This window comes from Marimonas arenosa (assembly GCF_030848945.1).
In the GTDB taxonomy this organism is placed as follows: domain Bacteria; phylum Pseudomonadota; class Alphaproteobacteria; order Rhodobacterales; family Rhodobacteraceae; genus Marimonas; species Marimonas arenosa.
Map to the genome: position 1 here is coordinate 142,095 of NZ_JANHAX010000007.1, position 17,573 is coordinate 159,667.

Sequence of the window (17,573 nt, forward strand, 5' to 3'; positions counted from 1 at the left end):
CCCCTCACAAATCCATCAACAGCCGACGGGGGTCTTCCAGCGCTTCCTTGACCCGAACCAGGAACGTCACCGCGCCCTTGCCGTCGACGATCCGGTGGTCATAGCTCAGCGCCAGGTACATCATCGGGCGGATCACGATCTCGCCGTTGACCACCATCGGCCGGTCCTGGATCTTGTGCATGCCAAGGATGCCCGATTGCGGCGGGTTGAGGATCGGCGAGGACATCAGCGAGCCATAGACGCCGCCGTTCGACAGGGTGAAGGTGCCGCCCTGCATCTCGGCCATGGTCAGCTTGCCGTCGCGGGCGCGTTTGCCCTTCTCGCCGATCTCCTTCTCGATCGCGGCAAAGCTTTTCTCGTGCACGTCGCGGATCACCGGCACGACAAGGCCCTGCGGCGTGCCCGCGGCGACGCCCATGTGGACGAAGTTCTTGTAGACGATGTCGGTGCCGTCGATCTCGGCATTCACTTCCGGCACCTCGTGCAGCGCGTGCACGCAGGCCTTGGTGAAGAACGACATGAAGCCCAGGCGGACGCCGTGCTTCTTCTCGAACTCGGCCTTGTATTCGTTGCGGATCGCCATCACCGCGCTCATGTCGACCTCGTTATAGGTGGTCAGGATCGCGGCGGTGTTCTGCGCGTCCTTGAGGCGGCGGGCGATGGTCTGGCGCAGGCGGGTCATCTTCACCCGCTCTTCGCGGGCGGCGTCCTCGGCCGCGACGGGTGCGCGCGGCACGGCGGCCGGCTCTGCGGGAGGGGCTGCCCGAGCCGGGGCCGGGGCGGCGGCGGGCGCGGCGGCGGGGGCGGAAGCGGCCTTGGCCACGTCTTCCTTCATGACCCGGCCGTCGCGACCCGAGCCCTGTACGGAGCCGGGGTCGATGCCCTTCTCGGCCATCATCTTTTCGGCCGAGGGGGCATTCTTGACGTCCTTGCCACCGCCGACTGTGGTCGAGGGCGCGGCCGGCGCCGGGCTCGCCCCCCCGCCCGCGGCGCCGGCGCTGATCACGGCCAGCTTGGCCGACGCATCTACGGTGGCGCCTTCAGCCGCCACGATCTCGGACAGCACGCCTGCCGCCGGGGCGGGCACCTCGACAGAAACCTTGTCGGTTTCGAGTTCGCACAGCATCTCGTCCTGCGCGACCGTGTCGCCGACCGCCTTGAACCAGGTCGACACGGTTGCCTCGGTGACACTTTCGCCCAGCGTCGGGACCATCACGTCGATGGTGTTTCCGCCGGCGTCGGCGGGCGTTTCGGCCTGTGCCTCGGCCTTGTCGGCGCCGTTGCCCTTGGGCGCCGCTGCAGCGGCTTCAACGCCCTCGGCAATGGTGGCCAGCAGAGCGTTTACCCCCACCGTTTCGCCCTCGGCGGCGACCACCTCGCCCAGGGTGCCGGCAGCGGGCGAGGGCACCTCGACGGTCACCTTGTCGGTTTCCAGCTCGCAGAGCATCTCGTCGACGGCCACGGCATCGCCCGGCTTCTTGAACCAGGTCGCCACCGTCGCTTCGGTAACGCTTTCGCCCAGAGTGGGCACGCGGACTTCGGTTGCCATGGATCGTGTTCCTTACTTGAGGGTCAGCGCGTCGTTGACGAGCGCCTGCTGTTGTGCGGCGTGCTGCTTGGCCAGGCCGGTTGCGGGCGAGGCCGAGGCCGGGCGGCCGGCATAGAGCGGCCTTGTGTGCTTGGCCTTGATGCGTTGCAGCACCCATTCGATATTGGGTTCGATGAAGTTCCAGGCGCCCTGGTTCTTGGGTTCTTCCTGGCACCAGACCATCTCGGCCTGCTTGAAACGTTCCAGTTCCTTCACCAGACTCATCGCCGGGAAGGGATAGAATTGCTCGATCCGAAGCAGGTAGACATCATCAAGTCCGCGGGCATCGCGCTCTTCCAAGAGGTCGAAATAGACCTTGCCCGAACACATCACCACGCGCTTGATGTCCTTGTCAGCCTTGAGCGTTGTGTCCGAATTGCCCTTCTGGGCATCGTCCCATAGCACCCGGTGGAAACTCGACCCGGTTGTGAAGTCCGAGGCCTCCGAGACGCACAGCTTGTGGCGCAGCAGCGATTTCGGCGTCATCAGGATCAGCGGCTTGCGGAAGCTGCGGTGCAGCTGGCGACGCAGGATGTGGAAGTAGTTGGCCGGCGTGGTGCAGTTGGCCACGATCCAGTTGTCACCGCCGCACATCTGCAGGAAGCGCTCCAGCCGGGCCGAGCTGTGTTCCGGCCCCTGGCCCTCGAACCCGTGCGGCAGCAGCACGACAAGGCCCGACATCCGCAGCCATTTCGCCTCGCCGGACGAGATGAACTGGTCGAACATGATCTGGGCGCCGTTGGCGAAATCGCCGAACTGTGCCTCCCACAGCGTCAGGGCGTTTGGCTCGGCGAGGCTATAGCCATACTCGAACCCGAGCACGGCATATTCGCTCAGCATCGAGTCGATGACTTCGTACTGGGCCTGGCCCTCGCGGATGTGGTTGAGCGGATAGTACCGTTCTTCCGTGTCCTGGTTGATGATGCCGGAATGGCGTTGCGAGAAGGTGCCTCGGGTCGAGTCCTGACCTGCCAGGCGCACCGGGTAACCCTCGGTCAGAAGCGACCCGAAGGCCAGTGCCTCGCCGGTGGCCCAGTCGAAGCCGGTGCCGGTGTCGAACATTTCCTTCTTGGTGTCGAGCAGCCGGGCCACGGTGCGGTGCACCGGGAAGCCCTCGGGCAGGCGCGTGAGCGCCTCGCCGACCTGTTTCAGCGTGTCCGGTTTGATGGCGGTTTCTCCGCGCTGATAATCGCCAGCCTCGCGGTCGAGATGGCTCCAGCGGCCGTCCAGCCAGTCGGCCTTGTTGGGCTTGTAGTCCTTGCCGGCTTCGAACTCATCGTTGAGATACGCCTGGAAGGCGGCCTTCATGTCCTCGATCTCGCCTTCCGGGATCAGCCCGTCCTGCACCAGCCGCTCGGTGTAAAGACTGAGCGTCGTCTTGTGCTTCTTGATGCGGTTGTACATCAACGGGTTGGTGAACATCGGCTCGTCACCTTCGTTGTGGCCGAACCGCCTGTAGCAGAAGATGTCGATGACCACGTCCTTGTGGAACTTCTGACGGAACTCGGTGGCCACTTTGGCGGCATGCACCACCGCTTCGGGGTCGTCGCCGTTGACGTGGAAGATCGGCGCCTCAACCATCAGCGCAATATCGGTGGGATAGGGCGACGACCGCGAGAAATGCGGCGCAGTGGTAAAGCCGATCTGGTTGTTGACAATGATGTGGATCGTGCCGCCGGTGCGGTGACCTTTGAGCCCGCTGAGGCCAAAGCATTCGGCGACGACGCCCTGGCCGGCAAATGCCGCGTCACCGTGCAGCAGCACGGGGATAACCGTGGTCCGGTCGGTATCCTTAAACTGGTCTTGCTTGGCCCGCACCTTGCCGATCACCACCGGATTGACCGCCTCGAGGTGGCTCGGGTTGGCGGTCAGCGACAGGTGCACGGAATTGCCGTCGAACTCGCGGTCGCTTGAGGCGCCGAGGTGGTATTTCACGTCGCCCGAGCCGTCCACGTCCTCGGGTTTGAAGCTGCCGCCCTGGAATTCGTTGAAGATGGCGCGATAGGGCTTGGCCATCACATTAGCCAGGATGTTGAGCCGGCCGCGATGCGGCATCCCGATCACGATCTCCTTGGCACCGAGGTTGCCGCCGCGCTTGATGATCTGCTCCATCGCCGGGATCAGCGCCTCGCCGCCATCCAGGCCGAAGCGTTTGGTGCCCATGTATTTCACATGCAGGAACTTCTCGAAGCCCTCAGCCTCGACGAGCTTGTTCAGGATCGCTTTCCGGCCCTCGCGGGTGAAAGCGATTTCCTTGCCATAACCCTCGATCCGCTCTTTCAGCCAGCCGGCCTGCTCGGGATCGGAAATGTGCATGTATTGCAGCGCGAAGGTGCCGCAATAGGTGCGTTTCACGATGTCGAGGATTTGCCGCATCGTGGCGAAGTCGAGCCCCAGAACCTTGTCGATGAAGATCGGCCGGTCCATGTCAGCGTCGGAGAAACCATAGGCTGACGGTTCCAGCTCGGGATGCGGGGTCTTGTTGCTCATCCCCAGCGGGTCGAGATCGGCCACCAGGTGGCCACGGATACGATAGGCGCGGATGATCATCAGCGCCCGGATCGAATCAAGCACCGCCTGCCGGATCGCGTCCTCGCTGGGCTTGGCCCCGGTTTCGACCGCTTTTTCGCGGATCTTCTTTTCGACCGCCTTGGCCTCTTCCGGCGGCGGCGCCGGCCAGTCGCCGGTCAGCGCGCTGGTCAGATCGTCCTGCGGCACCGGCGGCCAGTCGCGCCGCGCCCAGGACGGGCCATGGGCCTCGGCCTTCACGTCGGTTTCGGCATCGCCCATCTGGGCGAAGAACGCCGCCCAGGCCTCGTCGACCGCATTCGGGTCGTTGGCGTAACGCGCATACATCTGTTCGAGGTATTGCGCGTTGTGCCCCTGCATGAAGGACGAGGCCTTGAAGACGTCGTTGGGGGATTGTTCGGTCATTGGACAACCTCACGAGGTTTGGAGATATTCGTTTCGAATTTGGTTGATACGGCAAGCAAAGTGACGCGTGGCAAATCGACGGTTGCCCCCACGGCTGCCATTTTCTCAAGGAGTTCAGTGGTGAAAAATGTCATCGAAACATAGTTAGAATCGTCGTTACCAATTTTCGATGCCATCAATACGCCCACAAATCCGTCATCGTGGTTATTCACGTAAATCGCGTTGGAGATGATTTCCTGTCGCGATTGTTCTGACAACTGAATATGTTTGGTTGCCAGTTTGCATTGGTGTTCGGATTTCACGCCCGGCACGCGTATTTGCGTAACAAGCAAGGCTGGAACGCCTCCAGTGCCGTCGATCGAAAAGAACTCGTGCTCATGCATTCTCGTTTGACCACGCTTCAAGGTGCGTGCGAGTTGCACCGTGTTGGCGCGCAGCCCAGCCTTCCAGTCGTATGGCTGGGAATTGACAGGCGCATTTTCTCCGACAAGCGGCAAGGCAAACAATTGCGCTGCTGCGTCGAGGTCTTGCGGCGCATTCACTGCATGAAATCCTAGTCGCTCCAAACCAGAGCGCAACTGGTCCATTGAAGTTGGAACTGACAAGCAGGTTTTGGCAACGTCTTTCAGGGATTGTGCGTGGGATACGCCGGTGGACAAGGCAATAAGAACGGCAGCTCCAATCGCACCTCCCGCCCGGCCTCTGGGCCGGGCAGCCCCCGACCGCCCCCCCGGGCGGGGGCTTCTCCCCCACCCGCGGCCGGGGGCAGCCCTCAGAGCATGTGACCGGCCTTTCGCCATGGCGCTGGCGAAGACGGTGCGATGCGTTGATATCGGACGACGGTATTTCACTTGCAGTAGGTCGCCTTTTCTCACGCCGCGGGCGGCGGGCCAAATTCGTTTTCACCTTCGTCCGATGGCCGCGTGAGCCACCAGATGAACACGACGACAATCACCAGTTGCACGATCCCGAAAAGCCCCATGAACATCATCTGGCCCATGCCGGGCATGTCCAGCGGCATGCCAGTGGTGGGATCGATCTCGACGCGGCCGCCGAAGAACAGCTGTCCGATAAGCCCCAGCCCCATCGGGATGAAGATGTACCAACCCGGGCGGCCGGTATCCTGCAACCGCCGTGAACCCGCAGCCGCTGCCGGCACGAACAGCGCCAGGCTGAAGATCGTGCTCAGCAGCCACGACCCGAGGAGAGAGATCACCAGACCCATGATCACCGCCGCCAGCACGAACCACCAGTATTCCGAGCGGCTGGCGCGGCCCGAAAACGTGGCGTATTTCTCGGTCAGGCAGGTTTTGACTGCTGTCTGAAAATCCATGTTCTCTCTCCCTTTTTGTTGGTGTCCTGATCTCAGCCGATCGCTTCCAGCATCGCCTCGCCCAGACCGGCGGGGCTTTCGGCCACCACGATGCCGGCGCTGCGCATGGCTTCGATCTTGTCCTCGGCGCCGCCCTTGCCACCGGCGACAATTGCGCCGGCGTGGCCCATGCGGCGGCCCGGAGGGGCGGTGCGCCCGGCGATGAAGCCCGCCACCGGCTTCTTGCGGCCCTTCTTGGCCTCGTCTTTCAGGAACTGTGCCGCTTCTTCCTCGGCGCTACCGCCGATCTCGCCGATCATGATGATCGACTGGGTCTCGTCATCGGCCAGGAACCATTCCAGCACGTCGATATGCTCGGTGCCCTTGATCGGGTCGCCGCCGATGCCGACGCAAGTGCTCTGGCCCAAGCCCACATCGGTGGTCTGCTTCACCGCCTCATAGGTCAGCGTGCCCGAGCGCGAGACCACGCCGCAGGAGCCGCGCTTGTGAATATGGCCCGGCATGATGCCGATCTTGCAGGCATCCGGCGTGATCACCCCGGGGCAGTTCGGCCCGATCAGCACCGATGCGCTGTCCTGCAAGGCGCGCTTGACCTTCATCATGTCCAGCACCGGGATGCCCTCGGTGATCGCCACGATCACTTCCATCTCGGCGTCGATCGCCTCGAGGATCGAATCCGCTGCGAAAGGCGGGGGGACATAGATCACCGTGGCATTGGCGTCGGTCTTGGCCTTGGCTTCGTGCACCGAGTTGAAGACCGGCAGGTTCATATGCTCCATGCCGCCTTTGCCCGGTGTCACGCCGCCGACCATCTTGGTGCCATAGGCGATGGCCTGTTCGGAATGGAAGGTGCCTTGGCTGCCGGTGAAGCCCTGACAGATGACCTTGGTGTTTTCGTCGATGAGGACTGCCATTTGGCGCGCTCCTGTTAGTTTTTCTTAAGAAGTGTGATACCCGTGGTCGGGTCATTTCGGTGGTGTCGCGGAAGCCTGTCCGTCGGGATTGCGCCAAGAGGTTTGACAATCACTTTTGCCGCCACGCCTTTCAGAGAGAAATCGACATAAGTTTTGCGTCCCTTGACGACCACTTTGATGTTCGTCGCCCCGGAACGGCTCAGTGTATTGGCGAGTTCCTGCGCAATACCTTTTGGGTTGGTAAGGTTAAGCACTGCGAAGCAGTAAGTGTCGTTTGCCGCATCGACTGTCGGGTTTATGAAGAAGCCGCCCCCACTCCATGTGTCGTCTCTGGCATTGTGCTTGAGGCCCATTGCCTTGATCGGCTTTTCAATTCCTGAGTAAGTCGGGAAGGTTTTCAGGCAAGTTTTCGAAAAGAATCGGAGTAGCGAAGATTGTTGTTTCGCGTGATCTACCTCGTGCGCTTTCAGCGGTAAAGCTGCAAGCCCGCCGACAAGTCCACATGTGAGAAGAAATCCGCGAAACACGAGCCTTACCCCTTTACCGCCTTCACGATCTTCTCGGCACCGTCCTTGAGGTCATCCGCCGCGATCACGTCCACGTCGCTTTCGTTGATGATCTTCTTGCCCTCTTCCACGTTGGTCCCCTCCAGCCGGACCACCAGCGGCACCTTCAGACCGACCTCTTTCACGGCAGCCACCACGCCCTCGGCGATCACGTCACAGCGCATGATGCCGCCGAAGATGTTCACGAGTATGCCTTTGACCTGCGGGTCCGAGGTGATGATCTTGAACGCCTCGGTGACCTTTTCCTTGGTGGCGCCGCCGCCGACGTCGAGGAAATTGGCCGGCTCGCTGCCATAAAGCTTGATGATGTCCATCGTCGCCATCGCCAGACCGGCGCCGTTGACCATGCAGCCGATCTCGCCGTCTAAAGCGATGTAGTTGAGGTCGTATTTGCTGGCCTCCAGTTCCTTGGGGTCTTCCTCGGTCACGTCACGCAGCTCGGCGATGTCGGCATGGCGATAGATGGCGTTGCCGTCGAAGCCCATCTTGGCGTCGAGGCATTTCAGATCGCCCGCGTCGGTCACGATCAGCGGGTTGATCTCGAGCATCTCCATGTCTTTCTCGACGAACATCTTGTAAAGCGTGCCCATCAGCGCGACGCATTGCTTCACCTGCGCGCCGGTCAGCCCGAGGTTGAAGGCGATGCGGCGGCCATGGAACGGCTGGTAACCGGTGGCCGGGTCGACCGAGAAGGAAAGGATCTTCTCCGGCGTCTTTTCCGCCACTTCCTCGATATCCATGCCGCCTTCGGTCGAGGCGACGTAAGAGATGCGGCTGGTCTGACGGTCGACCAGCAGGGCGAGGTAAAGTTCGCGCTCGATGCCCGAGCCGTCCTCGATATAGATGCGGTTGACCTGTTTGCCGTTGGGGCCGGTCTGTTTCGTCACCAGTGTACGGCCCAGCATGCGTTTGGCTTCCTCGGCGGCCTCTTCCACCGATTTTGCCAGCCGCACGCCGCCCTTGTCGCCGGCGTCGTTCTCTTTGAAGGTGCCCTTGCCGCGGCCGCCGGCGTGGATCTGCGCCTTCACCACCCAGAGCGGCCCGTCCAGCGCGCCGGCGGCGGTCTTGGCCTCTTCCGCGCGGGTGACGACGCGCCCGTCCGAAACCGGAGCGCCATAGGAGCGAAGCAGGGCCTTCGCCTGGTATTCGTGGATGTTCATCGGGCCACCTCGGGATTGCTGCAGTTGCATGGCTACTGACATAAGGTTGCGGCAATGCTAAGCATTATCCACCGCAGACAGGGATTTCGGCCGAATTTTCCGCATTTGTGATCACGGCGTGAAACGGTGTGATCACAATCGGAAAACACATGCAAAAACACGCGTGTAAAAGAATCATGTCGGCACGCGGGGGGCGGGGCTGGACAGCTGCCGGCCGGTCGTGCAAGCCTCCGGCGTGAGAACGGAGGGAGGGCTGATGCCGCTGGCCAGACTTGGCAACAAGCTTGTGTTCTTCGCCCACATTCCCAAGACGGGCGGCACCAGCGTCGAGACCTACCTGCGCTCCAAGGGGCGGCTGGCGCTGCACCACAACCGTTCCGGCGAGTGGCTGAAATGCTCGCCCCAGCATATGCAGGCCGAGGTCTATACCGCGATGTTCGGTTCCGATTTCTGGGATCATGCCTTCGCCGTGATCCGCGACCCGGTGGCGCGGCTGCAAAGCGAATACCGCCATCGTACCCGGCGCGCCGCAGCGCGCGAGCGCGACATCGCACCCTTCGACATATGGGCGCCGCGGGTGCTGCGGCGCGCGCTGGACGATCCCTATCTGCTCGACAACCACCTGCGGCCGCAAGCCGAGTTCGTGTGCGAGGACACGACTCTGTTTCGCCTCGAAGACGGGCTCGAACCGGTGTTCGACTGGATCGACGAGATCAGCGGCGACGCGACGCCAATGCCGCGGGACTGGAAGCGGAACCTCAGCCATGTCGATGTCGGCATGAGTGCCGAGACCGAACTACTGATCCGCGACTTCTATGCTGACGACGAGCGGCTGCTGGCCGGTCTCATGTGACCGGGCCTAGTTGAAGAACAGCGCGAACCCCGCGGCGCGACCATTGGTCAGGCGCTGGAACTGCCGCCAGCTCTGCGCGGTGATGCGCGGGCCCCTGGCGACATGTTCGTAGAGCGCGGCGCCTTGGATCAGCCCCAGCAGATCGAGCGGGGTGGGGTTGTTCTCGTAATGTGTCAGGCTGACGCCATGGCCCAGCGGCAGCAGCGGATGCGGGATCAACAGCCGTCCCTCCAGCACATCCTCGGCATCGTCCAGGATCTTCTGCCAGGCCTCGGCCACCCGCGGCTCGATCGTCAGCGGCAACGCCGCGTCCTGCCGCGCGTTGGGGATCCATTCGCGGGTGTTGTCGGTTTCCTGGTCCAGAAGCGTCCAGAATCGGCGGTTCTCGGAGATCATGCTGCGCCAATTGTCCAGCGCCGCCTGCACATGCGCCGGCTCGGGCTGCTGTTCGAGCGCGGTGATCAGGATGTAGAGCGCGTCGATGATCGGGCGGAAATCTTGCGGCGTGCTGCGGGTCCCGGTGCGCAGTCGCAGTTCCATCTCGGCCTTGCTTTTCTGCTTGCCGATATCCCGCATGCTCTGTTGCGCCGTGTTCTTTTCGCTGACCGCCTCTTTCAGCGCCTGTTTCAACTTCGCCAACTCGGTCTGGATTGCGGCCCTGGAATCGGTGCTCTGTTCGACCTCAAGCGCCTCGCGCAGCGCGATCTGCCGGTCCGTGATGCCCTGCACGTGCTGTTCCGCCTCGCGAAACGTCTTCGTGGCCGCGCGGTAATCGGCATTCAGCTTGTCGACCCGGGCCTGCAGATCCTGCGTCACGTCATTCAACGGCAGCTTGGCCTTGGCGCTTGAGATTTCGTTGCGGATCGTGCGCAGGTTCTGCGAATGCACGCGGCGGTCGGCCCAGAGTTTCTGCTGCTCGGCCTTCAGCTCGGCGCGGCGGGCTTCCAGTTCGTCGCGCTTGGCCTGGTCGTTCTTGACGTCGCGGGTTCTGAGCTGGGCGTTGATGTCGTTGATCTGGTCGCGCAGCTCCTTGTCGCGTTTCCTGGTCTTGTCCTGCGCTTCTTTCTGCACCGCTTCCAGCCGGTCCTGCTCGGCCTCGAGTGCGGCGATCTCGGCGGCGATCTCCTCCGGGTCGTAGATGTTGGGGATATCCGGCGCCTCGGACATCTTCCGGCGACCTTCGGCGACGTTCTCGAATATCGGCGTCGGGTCGAAGGCCATCGCCGCGTGGCCCAGACCCGATAGCATGTGGGTATAGGCCGCGAGCCAGGCCTGGTCGGCGGCGTCGAAACGCACCGTGATCGCCTGGCCATAGTGCCCCGAGGCCTTCCAGTCGCGCATTCCCTGGCGGCCGAAAATGACTGGCGCCAGTACCTCTTCGACGCCTTCGCCATCGTCCTGCATGCCGTTGAGGTTCATGTCGAACCACAGCTCGGTCACGGTCAGCTCGAACGGCTCCGCGCCCGCGGCCTCGGCCTGTTTGACCAGCCGCCGCGCCGCCGACATGTCGGCCACAAAAGTCTCGACCACCTCGCGGAAGGTCTCGGGGGTCGCCTCTCTGGCCGGGGTGACCCGCGGCGCGCCCATCGGCAGACGCAAGAGCGGCAGGCCCAGCGTTCGGTTGTCGATCCCGTATTCGTAACGCGCCTGCACCACTTTCTCGACGGCGCGCAGGGTCGTCAGCATGCCCAGTTCGAAGGGGTTGGCCTCTGCGGCGGCGCTCAGCGCCGCGATCCGCGCCTCCAGCCTCGGCGTGCCATTGCCTTGCGGATTGTTCTGCGCTGCGACGCCCCCGGCCAGAACGGCGGCCAGGCAGGCCGCGATGACTTTGTTCCCGAACATCCGATACCCCTTGTCACTCGTTGTTCCCGAAACGGGTTTTCCCGCCCGCACGGGTCCAAGTGTGCAGGCCGTTTCGGGCGGTTTCAAGGCACGCAGGGTAAGGTATTCCCGACCCGCGGCGGAAGCCGCTCCGGTCCAAACCCAAGAAAAAAGGGCGCCCAAGCCAGACGCCCTCAGAGACTCACGGATTTTCGGCCGCTCAGGCCAGTGCGCCGTCGATCTCCTTGCAGGCCTTGACCAGGCCTTTCACGGCACTGACCGATTTGTCGAACATCGCCTGCTCGTCCTTGTCGAGCTTGATGTCGATCACCCGTTCGACCCCGCCGGCACCGATCACCGTCGGCACGCCGACGTAAAGCCCATCGAGCCCGTAGGCGCCGTCAACATGGGCGGCGCAGGGCAGCACGCGCTTCTGGTCTTTCAGATAGGCCACCGCCATTTCAATGGCCGAGGTGGCGGGCGCGTAATAGGCGCTGCCGGTTTTCAGCAGGCCGACGATCTCGGCGCCGCCGTCGCGCGTGCGCTGCACGATCGCGTCGAGTTTCTCCTGGCTGGTCCAGCCCATCCCGACCAGGTCGGGCAGGGGAATGCCGCCGACGGTGGAATAGCGCGCCAACGGCACCATCGTGTCGCCATGGCCACCCAGCACGAAGGCGGTGACGTCACGCATCGACACGCCGAATTCCTCGGCCAGGAAGTGGCGGAAGCGGGCCGAGTCGAGAACGCCGGCCATGCCGCAGACCATGTTGTGCGGCAGGCCCGAAAACTCGCGCAGCGCCCAGACCATCGCGTCAAGCGGGTTGGTGATGCAGATCACGAACGCGTTCGGGGCATGCGCCTTGATGCCTTCGCCCACCGCCTTCATGACCTTGAGGTTGATTCCCAGCAGGTCGTCGCGGCTCATCCCCGGCTTGCGCGGCACGCCGGCGGTTACGATGCAGACATCGGCACCGGCGATATCGGCATAGTCCTGGGTGCCCTTCAGCGACGCATCGAAACCTTCCGAAGGGCCCGACTCGGCGATATCCAGCGCCTTGCCCTCGGGGATGCCCTCGGCGATGTCGAACAGGACGATGTCGCCCAGTTCTTTCATCGCCGCCATATGGGCAAGGGTGCCGCCGATCATGCCTGCGCCGATCAGTGCGATTTTGGGTCTGGCCATGGGATCTGTCTCCACTTGGGTTAAAATGTCGCGCACGGGGTTAGGCCTTTTGCGTGTCCGGTGCAAGGGTGCCGCGTTGCAGCGAAGTCTGCGCGCGCCGCTGGCGGCATCCATGCTTTAGCGCTAAACCGGTTGCGAAACCGTAACTTAAGGAGCGCGCGCCGGTGCCCGAGCTTGATCTCAGCTTTTTCGCGGTCGCGATTCCGGCGGTCATCTTCGCTGGCGTGTCGAAGGGGGGCTTCGGCTCCGGCGCGGCCTTCGCCGCGGTTGCGATTCTTGCCTTGCTGCTCGAGCCCGGCATGGCGATCGGGATCATGCTGCCACTTCTGATGCTGATCGACGCCGCGACTCTGCGGTCCTACTGGGGGAAATGGGACAAGGACGCCGCCCGCCACCTGGTCCTCGGCGCTGTTCCGGGCGTGGCGCTGGGGGCGGCGCTCTACAAGGTCGCCGACGCCGATGTCTTCCGGGTGCTGATCGGGGGGATCTCGGTCGGTTTCGTGGCCTGGCAGGTCCTCGGCCGCATAGGCCGAATCCCGGTGGCCGAAAAACCCATCCCGCCGGCGGGTGGGATGTTTGCCGGTGCTGTCGCCGGGCTCACTAGCTTTATCAGCCATGCCGGCGGCCCGCCCGCGGCGGTCTACCTCCTGTCGCTCCGGCCCACGAAAACCCAATACCAGGCCACCACCGTGCTGACTTTCTGGGTGATCAACATCCTGAAATTCGTGCCCTATGCCTGGCTCGGAATCTTCACCGTCCAGACAGGACTCGCCGATCTGTTCCTCGCACCGTTTGCGCTGTTAGGGGCTTGGCTCGGCGTCAGGGCGCACTACGTCGTGCCCGAGCGTGCCTTCTTTACGCTCACTTATGTGCTGCTGACACTGACAGGGGCGCGGCTGATCTGGGTCGGCCTGACCTGATCCGAGGCATACGCGCCCGAGCCTTTATCTTGTATCTTGCCGGACAGATTCAGCGGGGTGGCGGCTGAGCCCCCAATCGGTGTCGCAGCCGCGTGGTTCAGGCATCGTTGCCTTTCGCGGGAAGGGTTTCGGCCAGTTCCTCATAAGCCTGTCCCGAAGCCACCAGACAAGTCATGCCGTTCGGCAGGGTCACCGTGATCGTCCAGGTGCCGCTGTCTTCGGAGGCAAACACCTCGACGACCGCATTGTTGGCTCCGAGCCCGACCGATTGCCGGGTTTCGCCGTAGCCTTCCGCCAGACGCTTGACCACGACGTCGCGCGGGGCGCAGGGGCTGCCCGCGGTTTGCGCGGCAACCGCGAAGGGGGCAGTTGCGTGACCCAGCGCGCTGGTTAAAAGGACAGCTATGATCTTCGTTTTCATTGCATCAATCTTTCGTTGTTCCGGCCGTACCTTTTCCGCCGGCATTCCCGGCGGTCGCGGTTCTGTCCTGATCCGACACCGGCGCGCCTGCGTCCCGCCCGCCGACCCGCCCCGTGCGGCCCTGCCGATGCTCCGGCCCGTGACACCAGCCTCACGACAAGGCCTGAAGGTGGGGTTAACGCCACGCGCGATGGCTTGGAGGCGCGATTCATTCTGCAATGCAGCAAGATTTCCCTTGAACGAAAGGCGCGAAAAATGCTCTATCCGCGCAACAATATTTCAAGGGAGACTCGCATGACCCGCCCGTACCGCTCGGTTCTCTACATCCCCGGCTCCAAGGAACGCGCCCTCGAAAAGGCTCGCGGCCTGGCCGTGGACGCGATCATTTTCGATCTCGAGGATGCCGTGACCCCCGACGCCAAGATCGAGGCTCGGGCCATCCTTGCTGCGGCGCTGAAACAGGGCGGCTACGGCAGCCGGGCCAAGATCGTGCGCATCAACGGGCTCGACACGATCTGGGGCCGCGATGATGCGCTGGCGGTGAAGGACATGGAAGCCGATGCCATCCTGCTGCCGAAAGTGAACAACGCGCTCGATGTTCAGGCGCTGGCCGACCTTGTCGGCGACATGCCGATCTGGGCGATGATGGAGACCACTCACGGCATCTGGAATGCGATGGAAGTGGCGGCCCACCCGGCAGTGCAGGGTTTCGTCGCGGGCACAAACGATCTGGCGAAAGAGCTCAACTGTCGCGCTCGCGCCGACCGCCTGCCGATGATGACCTCGCTGCAGCTGATGCTCTTGGCTGCGCGCGCTCATGGCGTGGTCGCGGTCGACGGCGTCTACAACCAGTTCAAGGATGAGGACGGCCTGCGCGTCGAATGTGAACAGGGCCGTGATCTCGGTTTTGACGGCAAGACGCTGATCCACCCGGCACAGGTCGACGTCACCAACGAGGTGTTTTCGCCGTCGGAAGAGGAAATCGACCTCGCCCGTCGCCAGATCGAGGCGTTCGAAGAGGTCGAGCGCACGGGGCAGGGGGTGGCCGTGGTCGACGGCAAGATTGTCGAGAATCTGCACGTCGAGACGGCACAGAAAATCCTCGCCATGGCGTCTGCCATCGCGTCTCTGTAGGGTGCGTGCCAACCCACCATTCCTCCGAGGAGCTATCCCATGACCCTTCTGATCCTCGGCGTGCTGCTCTGGTCGCTCGCCCATCTCTTCAAACGTCTCGCGCCGGGTGTCCGCGAACCGATGGGAGAAAAGGGCAAGGGGCCGGTGGCGCTGGCGCTTCTGCTGTCGATCGTGCTGATGGTTCTGGGCTATCGCGCGGCTGAGGGCGCGGTCTACTGGTCCCGCACGCCGATGCTGGTCGGGATCAACAACCTGCTGGTGCTGTTCTCGATCTACATCTTTGCCGCCGATGGCATGAAGACCCGCGCCAAGGGCTGGTTCCGCAACCCGCAGCTCACCGCCTTCAAGATCTGGGCCATCGCGCATCTGATCGTAAACGGCGACATGCCCTCGTTCGTCCTGTTCGGCGGGCTTCTCGCTTGGGCCGTGGTCGAGGTCATTGTCCTGAACCGCGCCAATCCGCGCCCGCCGAAGCCTGCCCCGGCCCCTTTGGGCAAAGAGATCGCCGCCGTCGCCGGTGCGGTCGTGGTCTTTGGCGTCATCGCCCTGATTCACAGCTGGCTGGGGCCATACCCGTTCGGCTGACCCTTCAAGACCAACCTGGAGCAGAAACATGGCCAAGACCAACCCGGGCCGATTTTTCGAAGACTACAAACTTGGCGAAGTGATCCATCACGCCGTTCCCCGCACCGTCTCGGGCGGCGAACGTGCGCTCTACCATGCGCTTTATCCGGCCCGCCACGCGCTCTATTCCTCGGATGAGTTTGCCCGCGCTAGCGGCTTGCCGGGCAGCCCGATCGACGATCTCGCCGCCTTCCACGTGGTCTTCGGCAAGACGGTGCCGGACATCTCTTTGAACGCGGTGGCCAACCTGGGCTATGCCGAGGGGCGCTGGCTGAAACCGGTCTATCCCGGCGACACCCTGCGCTCGACTTCCGAAGTTATTGGTCTGAAACAGAACTCCAACGGCAAGTCCGGCGTGGTCTATGTCCGGACCCGGGGCCTCAACCAGCTCGACGAGGTGGTGATGGACTATGTCCGCTGGGTCATGGTGCGCAAATCGAATCTCGACGCGCCTGCTCCGGAAACGGTCATTCCAGAACTGAAAGACACCCTGTCTGCCGACGATCTGCTCATCCCCGAAGGTCTCGATTTCTCGGGTTACGATTTCACACTGGCGGGCGAGCCGCACCGCTGGGGGGATTACGAGGTGGGCGAAGTGATCGACCACGTCGATGGCGTCACCATCGAGGAAGCCGAGCACATGATCGCCACGCGGCTGTGGCAGAACACCGCCAAGGTCCATTTCGATGCCACCTTCCGCCCCGACGGTCAGCGCCTGATCTACGGCGGCCACGTCATTTCCATGGCCCGCGCGCTCAGCTTCAACGGCTTGGCCAACGCGCAGATGATCGTCGGCCTCAACGGTGGGGCGCATGCCAACCCATGTTTTACGGGCCTCACCGTCAAGGCCTGGTCCGAGGTGCTCGACAAGGCCGAGACCGCCGCGCCCGGCGTCGGCGCCATCCGGTTGCGGTTGGTGGCCACCTCGGACGGATCGGTGGGCGAATTGAAGGGCGAGGACGGAAAATACCTGCCCGGCGTGCTGCTGGACCTCGATTACTGGGCTTTGATGCCGATGTGATCCGGTTTGTGATCACGTTGCCGCTCCAAGGCGGGAAAAGCCGGTTCGAAACGGCCTGATAGAGCGCTTTCCCGGTGCGACCGCACATCTGCCGGAAGGCCGGTCAAGCGCTCCGGATCAGGGTTTCTCGAAAAGGTCTGCCCTCGCTTGGCGTCAAACGTGATCACGCTGCGGGTGTGGGTGATCACAAACGTGGAATTTGACCGAAAATCCCCAACGGAATCATGCTGCAAATGCGAAACTCACGTGACACAGCCGCCGAAACCGTTATCTAGGGTTCAAAGGAACAGCCCTGACAGGGTGCGTGCCAAGACGAAAGGGGAAAGACCATGCCCGCGCAGAAACCGGTGGAACGTCCGCTCAGCCCGCATATCCAGATCTACCGCTGGCAGGTGCCGATGCTGACGTCGATCCTGACCCGCATCACCGGCAACGCGCTGGTCGTCGCGGCCTTGCTGATCGTCTGGTGGCTGCTCGCCGCTTCGACCTCGCCCGAATATTTTGCCACAGCCGACGCGGTGCTGACCTCGTGGTTCGGCGACCTGGTGCTGTCGCTGTCGGTGCTTGGGGTCTGGTATCACTACCTCACCGGGCTTCGGCATCTCTATTTCGACGCCGGCCACGGGCTCGATATTCCCACCGCCGAGAAACTCGGGCTCGCCTGCCTGATCGGTTCGGTTGTGCTCACCATCATCACGCTGATCATCGTCTGAGGAGGGCCAGATGCGTTACCTGACCGCCCGTAAACGCGCCGAGGGCAAAGGCGCTGCCCACACCGGGGTCGAGCACCATTGGTATATGACGGTCTCTGCCGTCGGGCTCGCCTTCCTGATCCCCACCTTCATCTTCATTTTCGGCCGCGCCCTCGGGCAGGGGCACGAGGCGGTGCTTGCTACCTTTGCGCAACCATTCCCGGCCATCCTCGCCGGCCTCACGATCTATGTCGCGATGATGCATTTCAAGAAGGGCGCCCAGATCATGATCGAGGATTACTGGCAGGGCAGTCTGCGCAAGGGTCTTCTGATGCTGGTGATCGGGCTCAGCTATGTCATCACCGCCACCGGTCTATTTGCGCTCGCCAAAATCGCACTCTGAGGGACA

General features: G+C 63.0%; 17 protein-coding genes. 7 read left to right on the forward strand and 10 right to left on the reverse strand.

The window, feature by feature from the left end; genetic code table 11:
* Positions 1–4: 4 nt before the first annotated feature.
* The 7 genes from odhB to sucC form a co-directional block, all read right to left on the reverse strand.
* Positions 5–1,549, reverse strand: coding sequence for a 2-oxoglutarate dehydrogenase complex dihydrolipoyllysine-residue succinyltransferase (gene odhB, locus NO357_RS19345; RefSeq protein WP_306737387.1), 1,545 nt, complete (start codon positions 1,547–1,549; stop codon positions 5–7).
* A 12-nt stretch (positions 1,550–1,561) separates the two neighbouring features.
* Complete coding sequence (locus NO357_RS19350) at positions 1,562–4,522, reverse strand: 2-oxoglutarate dehydrogenase E1 component (RefSeq protein WP_306737388.1); 2,961 nt, start codon at positions 4,520–4,522, stop codon at positions 1,562–1,564.
* Complete coding sequence (locus tag NO357_RS19355; protein WP_306737389.1) at positions 4,519–5,109, reverse strand: hypothetical protein; 591 nt, start codon at positions 5,107–5,109, stop codon at positions 4,519–4,521. Before NO357_RS19355 ends, NO357_RS19350 begins: the two co-directional genes overlap by 4 nt.
* 284 nt (positions 5,110–5,393) lie before the next feature.
* Positions 5,394–5,855, reverse strand: a complete 462-nt coding sequence (locus NO357_RS19360) for a DUF805 domain-containing protein (RefSeq protein ID WP_306737390.1) — start codon at positions 5,853–5,855, stop codon at positions 5,394–5,396.
* A gap of 32 nt (positions 5,856–5,887) precedes the next feature.
* Positions 5,888–6,769, reverse strand: coding sequence for a succinate--CoA ligase subunit alpha (gene sucD / locus NO357_RS19365; RefSeq protein WP_306737391.1), 882 nt, complete (start codon positions 6,767–6,769; stop codon positions 5,888–5,890).
* A gap of 14 nt (positions 6,770–6,783) precedes the next feature.
* Positions 6,784–7,296, reverse strand: coding sequence for a hypothetical protein (locus NO357_RS19370; RefSeq protein WP_306737392.1), 513 nt, complete (start codon positions 7,294–7,296; stop codon positions 6,784–6,786).
* A 5-nt stretch (positions 7,297–7,301) separates the two neighbouring features.
* Positions 7,302–8,495: an ADP-forming succinate--CoA ligase subunit beta gene (sucC, locus tag NO357_RS19375; protein ID WP_306737393.1), complete on the reverse strand. Its 1,194-nt coding sequence runs from the start codon at positions 8,493–8,495 to the stop codon at positions 7,302–7,304.
* 256 nt (positions 8,496–8,751) lie between these two features.
* On the opposite strand from sucC, the gene NO357_RS19380 reads away from it, so the two are divergent.
* Positions 8,752–9,348: a sulfotransferase family 2 domain-containing protein gene (locus tag NO357_RS19380; RefSeq protein WP_306737394.1), complete on the forward strand. Its 597-nt coding sequence runs from the start codon at positions 8,752–8,754 to the stop codon at positions 9,346–9,348.
* Between the two features lie 6 nt (positions 9,349–9,354).
* On the opposite strand, the gene NO357_RS19385 is transcribed toward NO357_RS19380, so the two are convergent.
* Together NO357_RS19385 and mdh are read right to left on the reverse strand one after the other, a co-directional pair.
* The gene (locus tag NO357_RS19385) at positions 9,355–11,190 is read right to left on the reverse strand and encodes a hypothetical protein (RefSeq protein WP_306737395.1); all 1,836 of its coding nucleotides are present in this window, start codon (positions 11,188–11,190) and stop codon (positions 9,355–9,357) included.
* Between the two features lie 199 nt (positions 11,191–11,389).
* Complete coding sequence (gene mdh / locus NO357_RS19390; protein ID WP_306737396.1) at positions 11,390–12,352, reverse strand: malate dehydrogenase; 963 nt, start codon at positions 12,350–12,352, stop codon at positions 11,390–11,392.
* Between the two features lie 164 nt (positions 12,353–12,516).
* Here mdh and NO357_RS19395 point away from each other — a divergent pair, with 164 nt between their 5' ends.
* Positions 12,517–13,272 (forward strand): sulfite exporter TauE/SafE family protein, encoded by a 756-nt coding sequence (locus tag NO357_RS19395; protein ID WP_306737397.1) that lies wholly within the window; start codon positions 12,517–12,519, stop codon positions 13,270–13,272.
* A gap of 97 nt (positions 13,273–13,369) precedes the next feature.
* On the opposite strand, the gene NO357_RS19400 is transcribed toward NO357_RS19395, so the two are convergent.
* Positions 13,370–13,693, reverse strand: a complete 324-nt coding sequence (locus NO357_RS19400) for a hypothetical protein (protein WP_306737398.1) — start codon at positions 13,691–13,693, stop codon at positions 13,370–13,372.
* A 294-nt stretch (positions 13,694–13,987) separates the two neighbouring features.
* Here NO357_RS19400 and NO357_RS19405 point away from each other — a divergent pair, with 294 nt between their 5' ends.
* From NO357_RS19405 to sdhD, 5 genes are all read left to right on the forward strand, one after another.
* The gene (locus NO357_RS19405; protein ID WP_306737399.1) at positions 13,988–14,827 is read left to right on the forward strand and encodes an HpcH/HpaI aldolase/citrate lyase family protein; all 840 of its coding nucleotides are present in this window, start codon (positions 13,988–13,990) and stop codon (positions 14,825–14,827) included.
* A gap of 39 nt (positions 14,828–14,866) precedes the next feature.
* The gene (locus tag NO357_RS19410; RefSeq protein WP_306737400.1) at positions 14,867–15,412 is read left to right on the forward strand and encodes an NnrU family protein; all 546 of its coding nucleotides are present in this window, start codon (positions 14,867–14,869) and stop codon (positions 15,410–15,412) included.
* Between the two features lie 28 nt (positions 15,413–15,440).
* Positions 15,441–16,472 (forward strand): MaoC family dehydratase, encoded by a 1,032-nt coding sequence (locus NO357_RS19415; protein WP_306737401.1) that lies wholly within the window; start codon positions 15,441–15,443, stop codon positions 16,470–16,472.
* A gap of 329 nt (positions 16,473–16,801) precedes the next feature.
* Entirely contained in the window at positions 16,802–17,185 is a 384-nt protein-coding gene (gene sdhC / locus NO357_RS19420; protein ID WP_306737402.1) for a succinate dehydrogenase, cytochrome b556 subunit, read from the forward strand.
* A gap of 10 nt (positions 17,186–17,195) precedes the next feature.
* Positions 17,196–17,567, forward strand: coding sequence for a succinate dehydrogenase, hydrophobic membrane anchor protein (sdhD, locus tag NO357_RS19425; protein WP_306737403.1), 372 nt, complete (start codon positions 17,196–17,198; stop codon positions 17,565–17,567).
* The last annotated feature ends 6 nt before the right edge of the window (positions 17,568–17,573 follow it).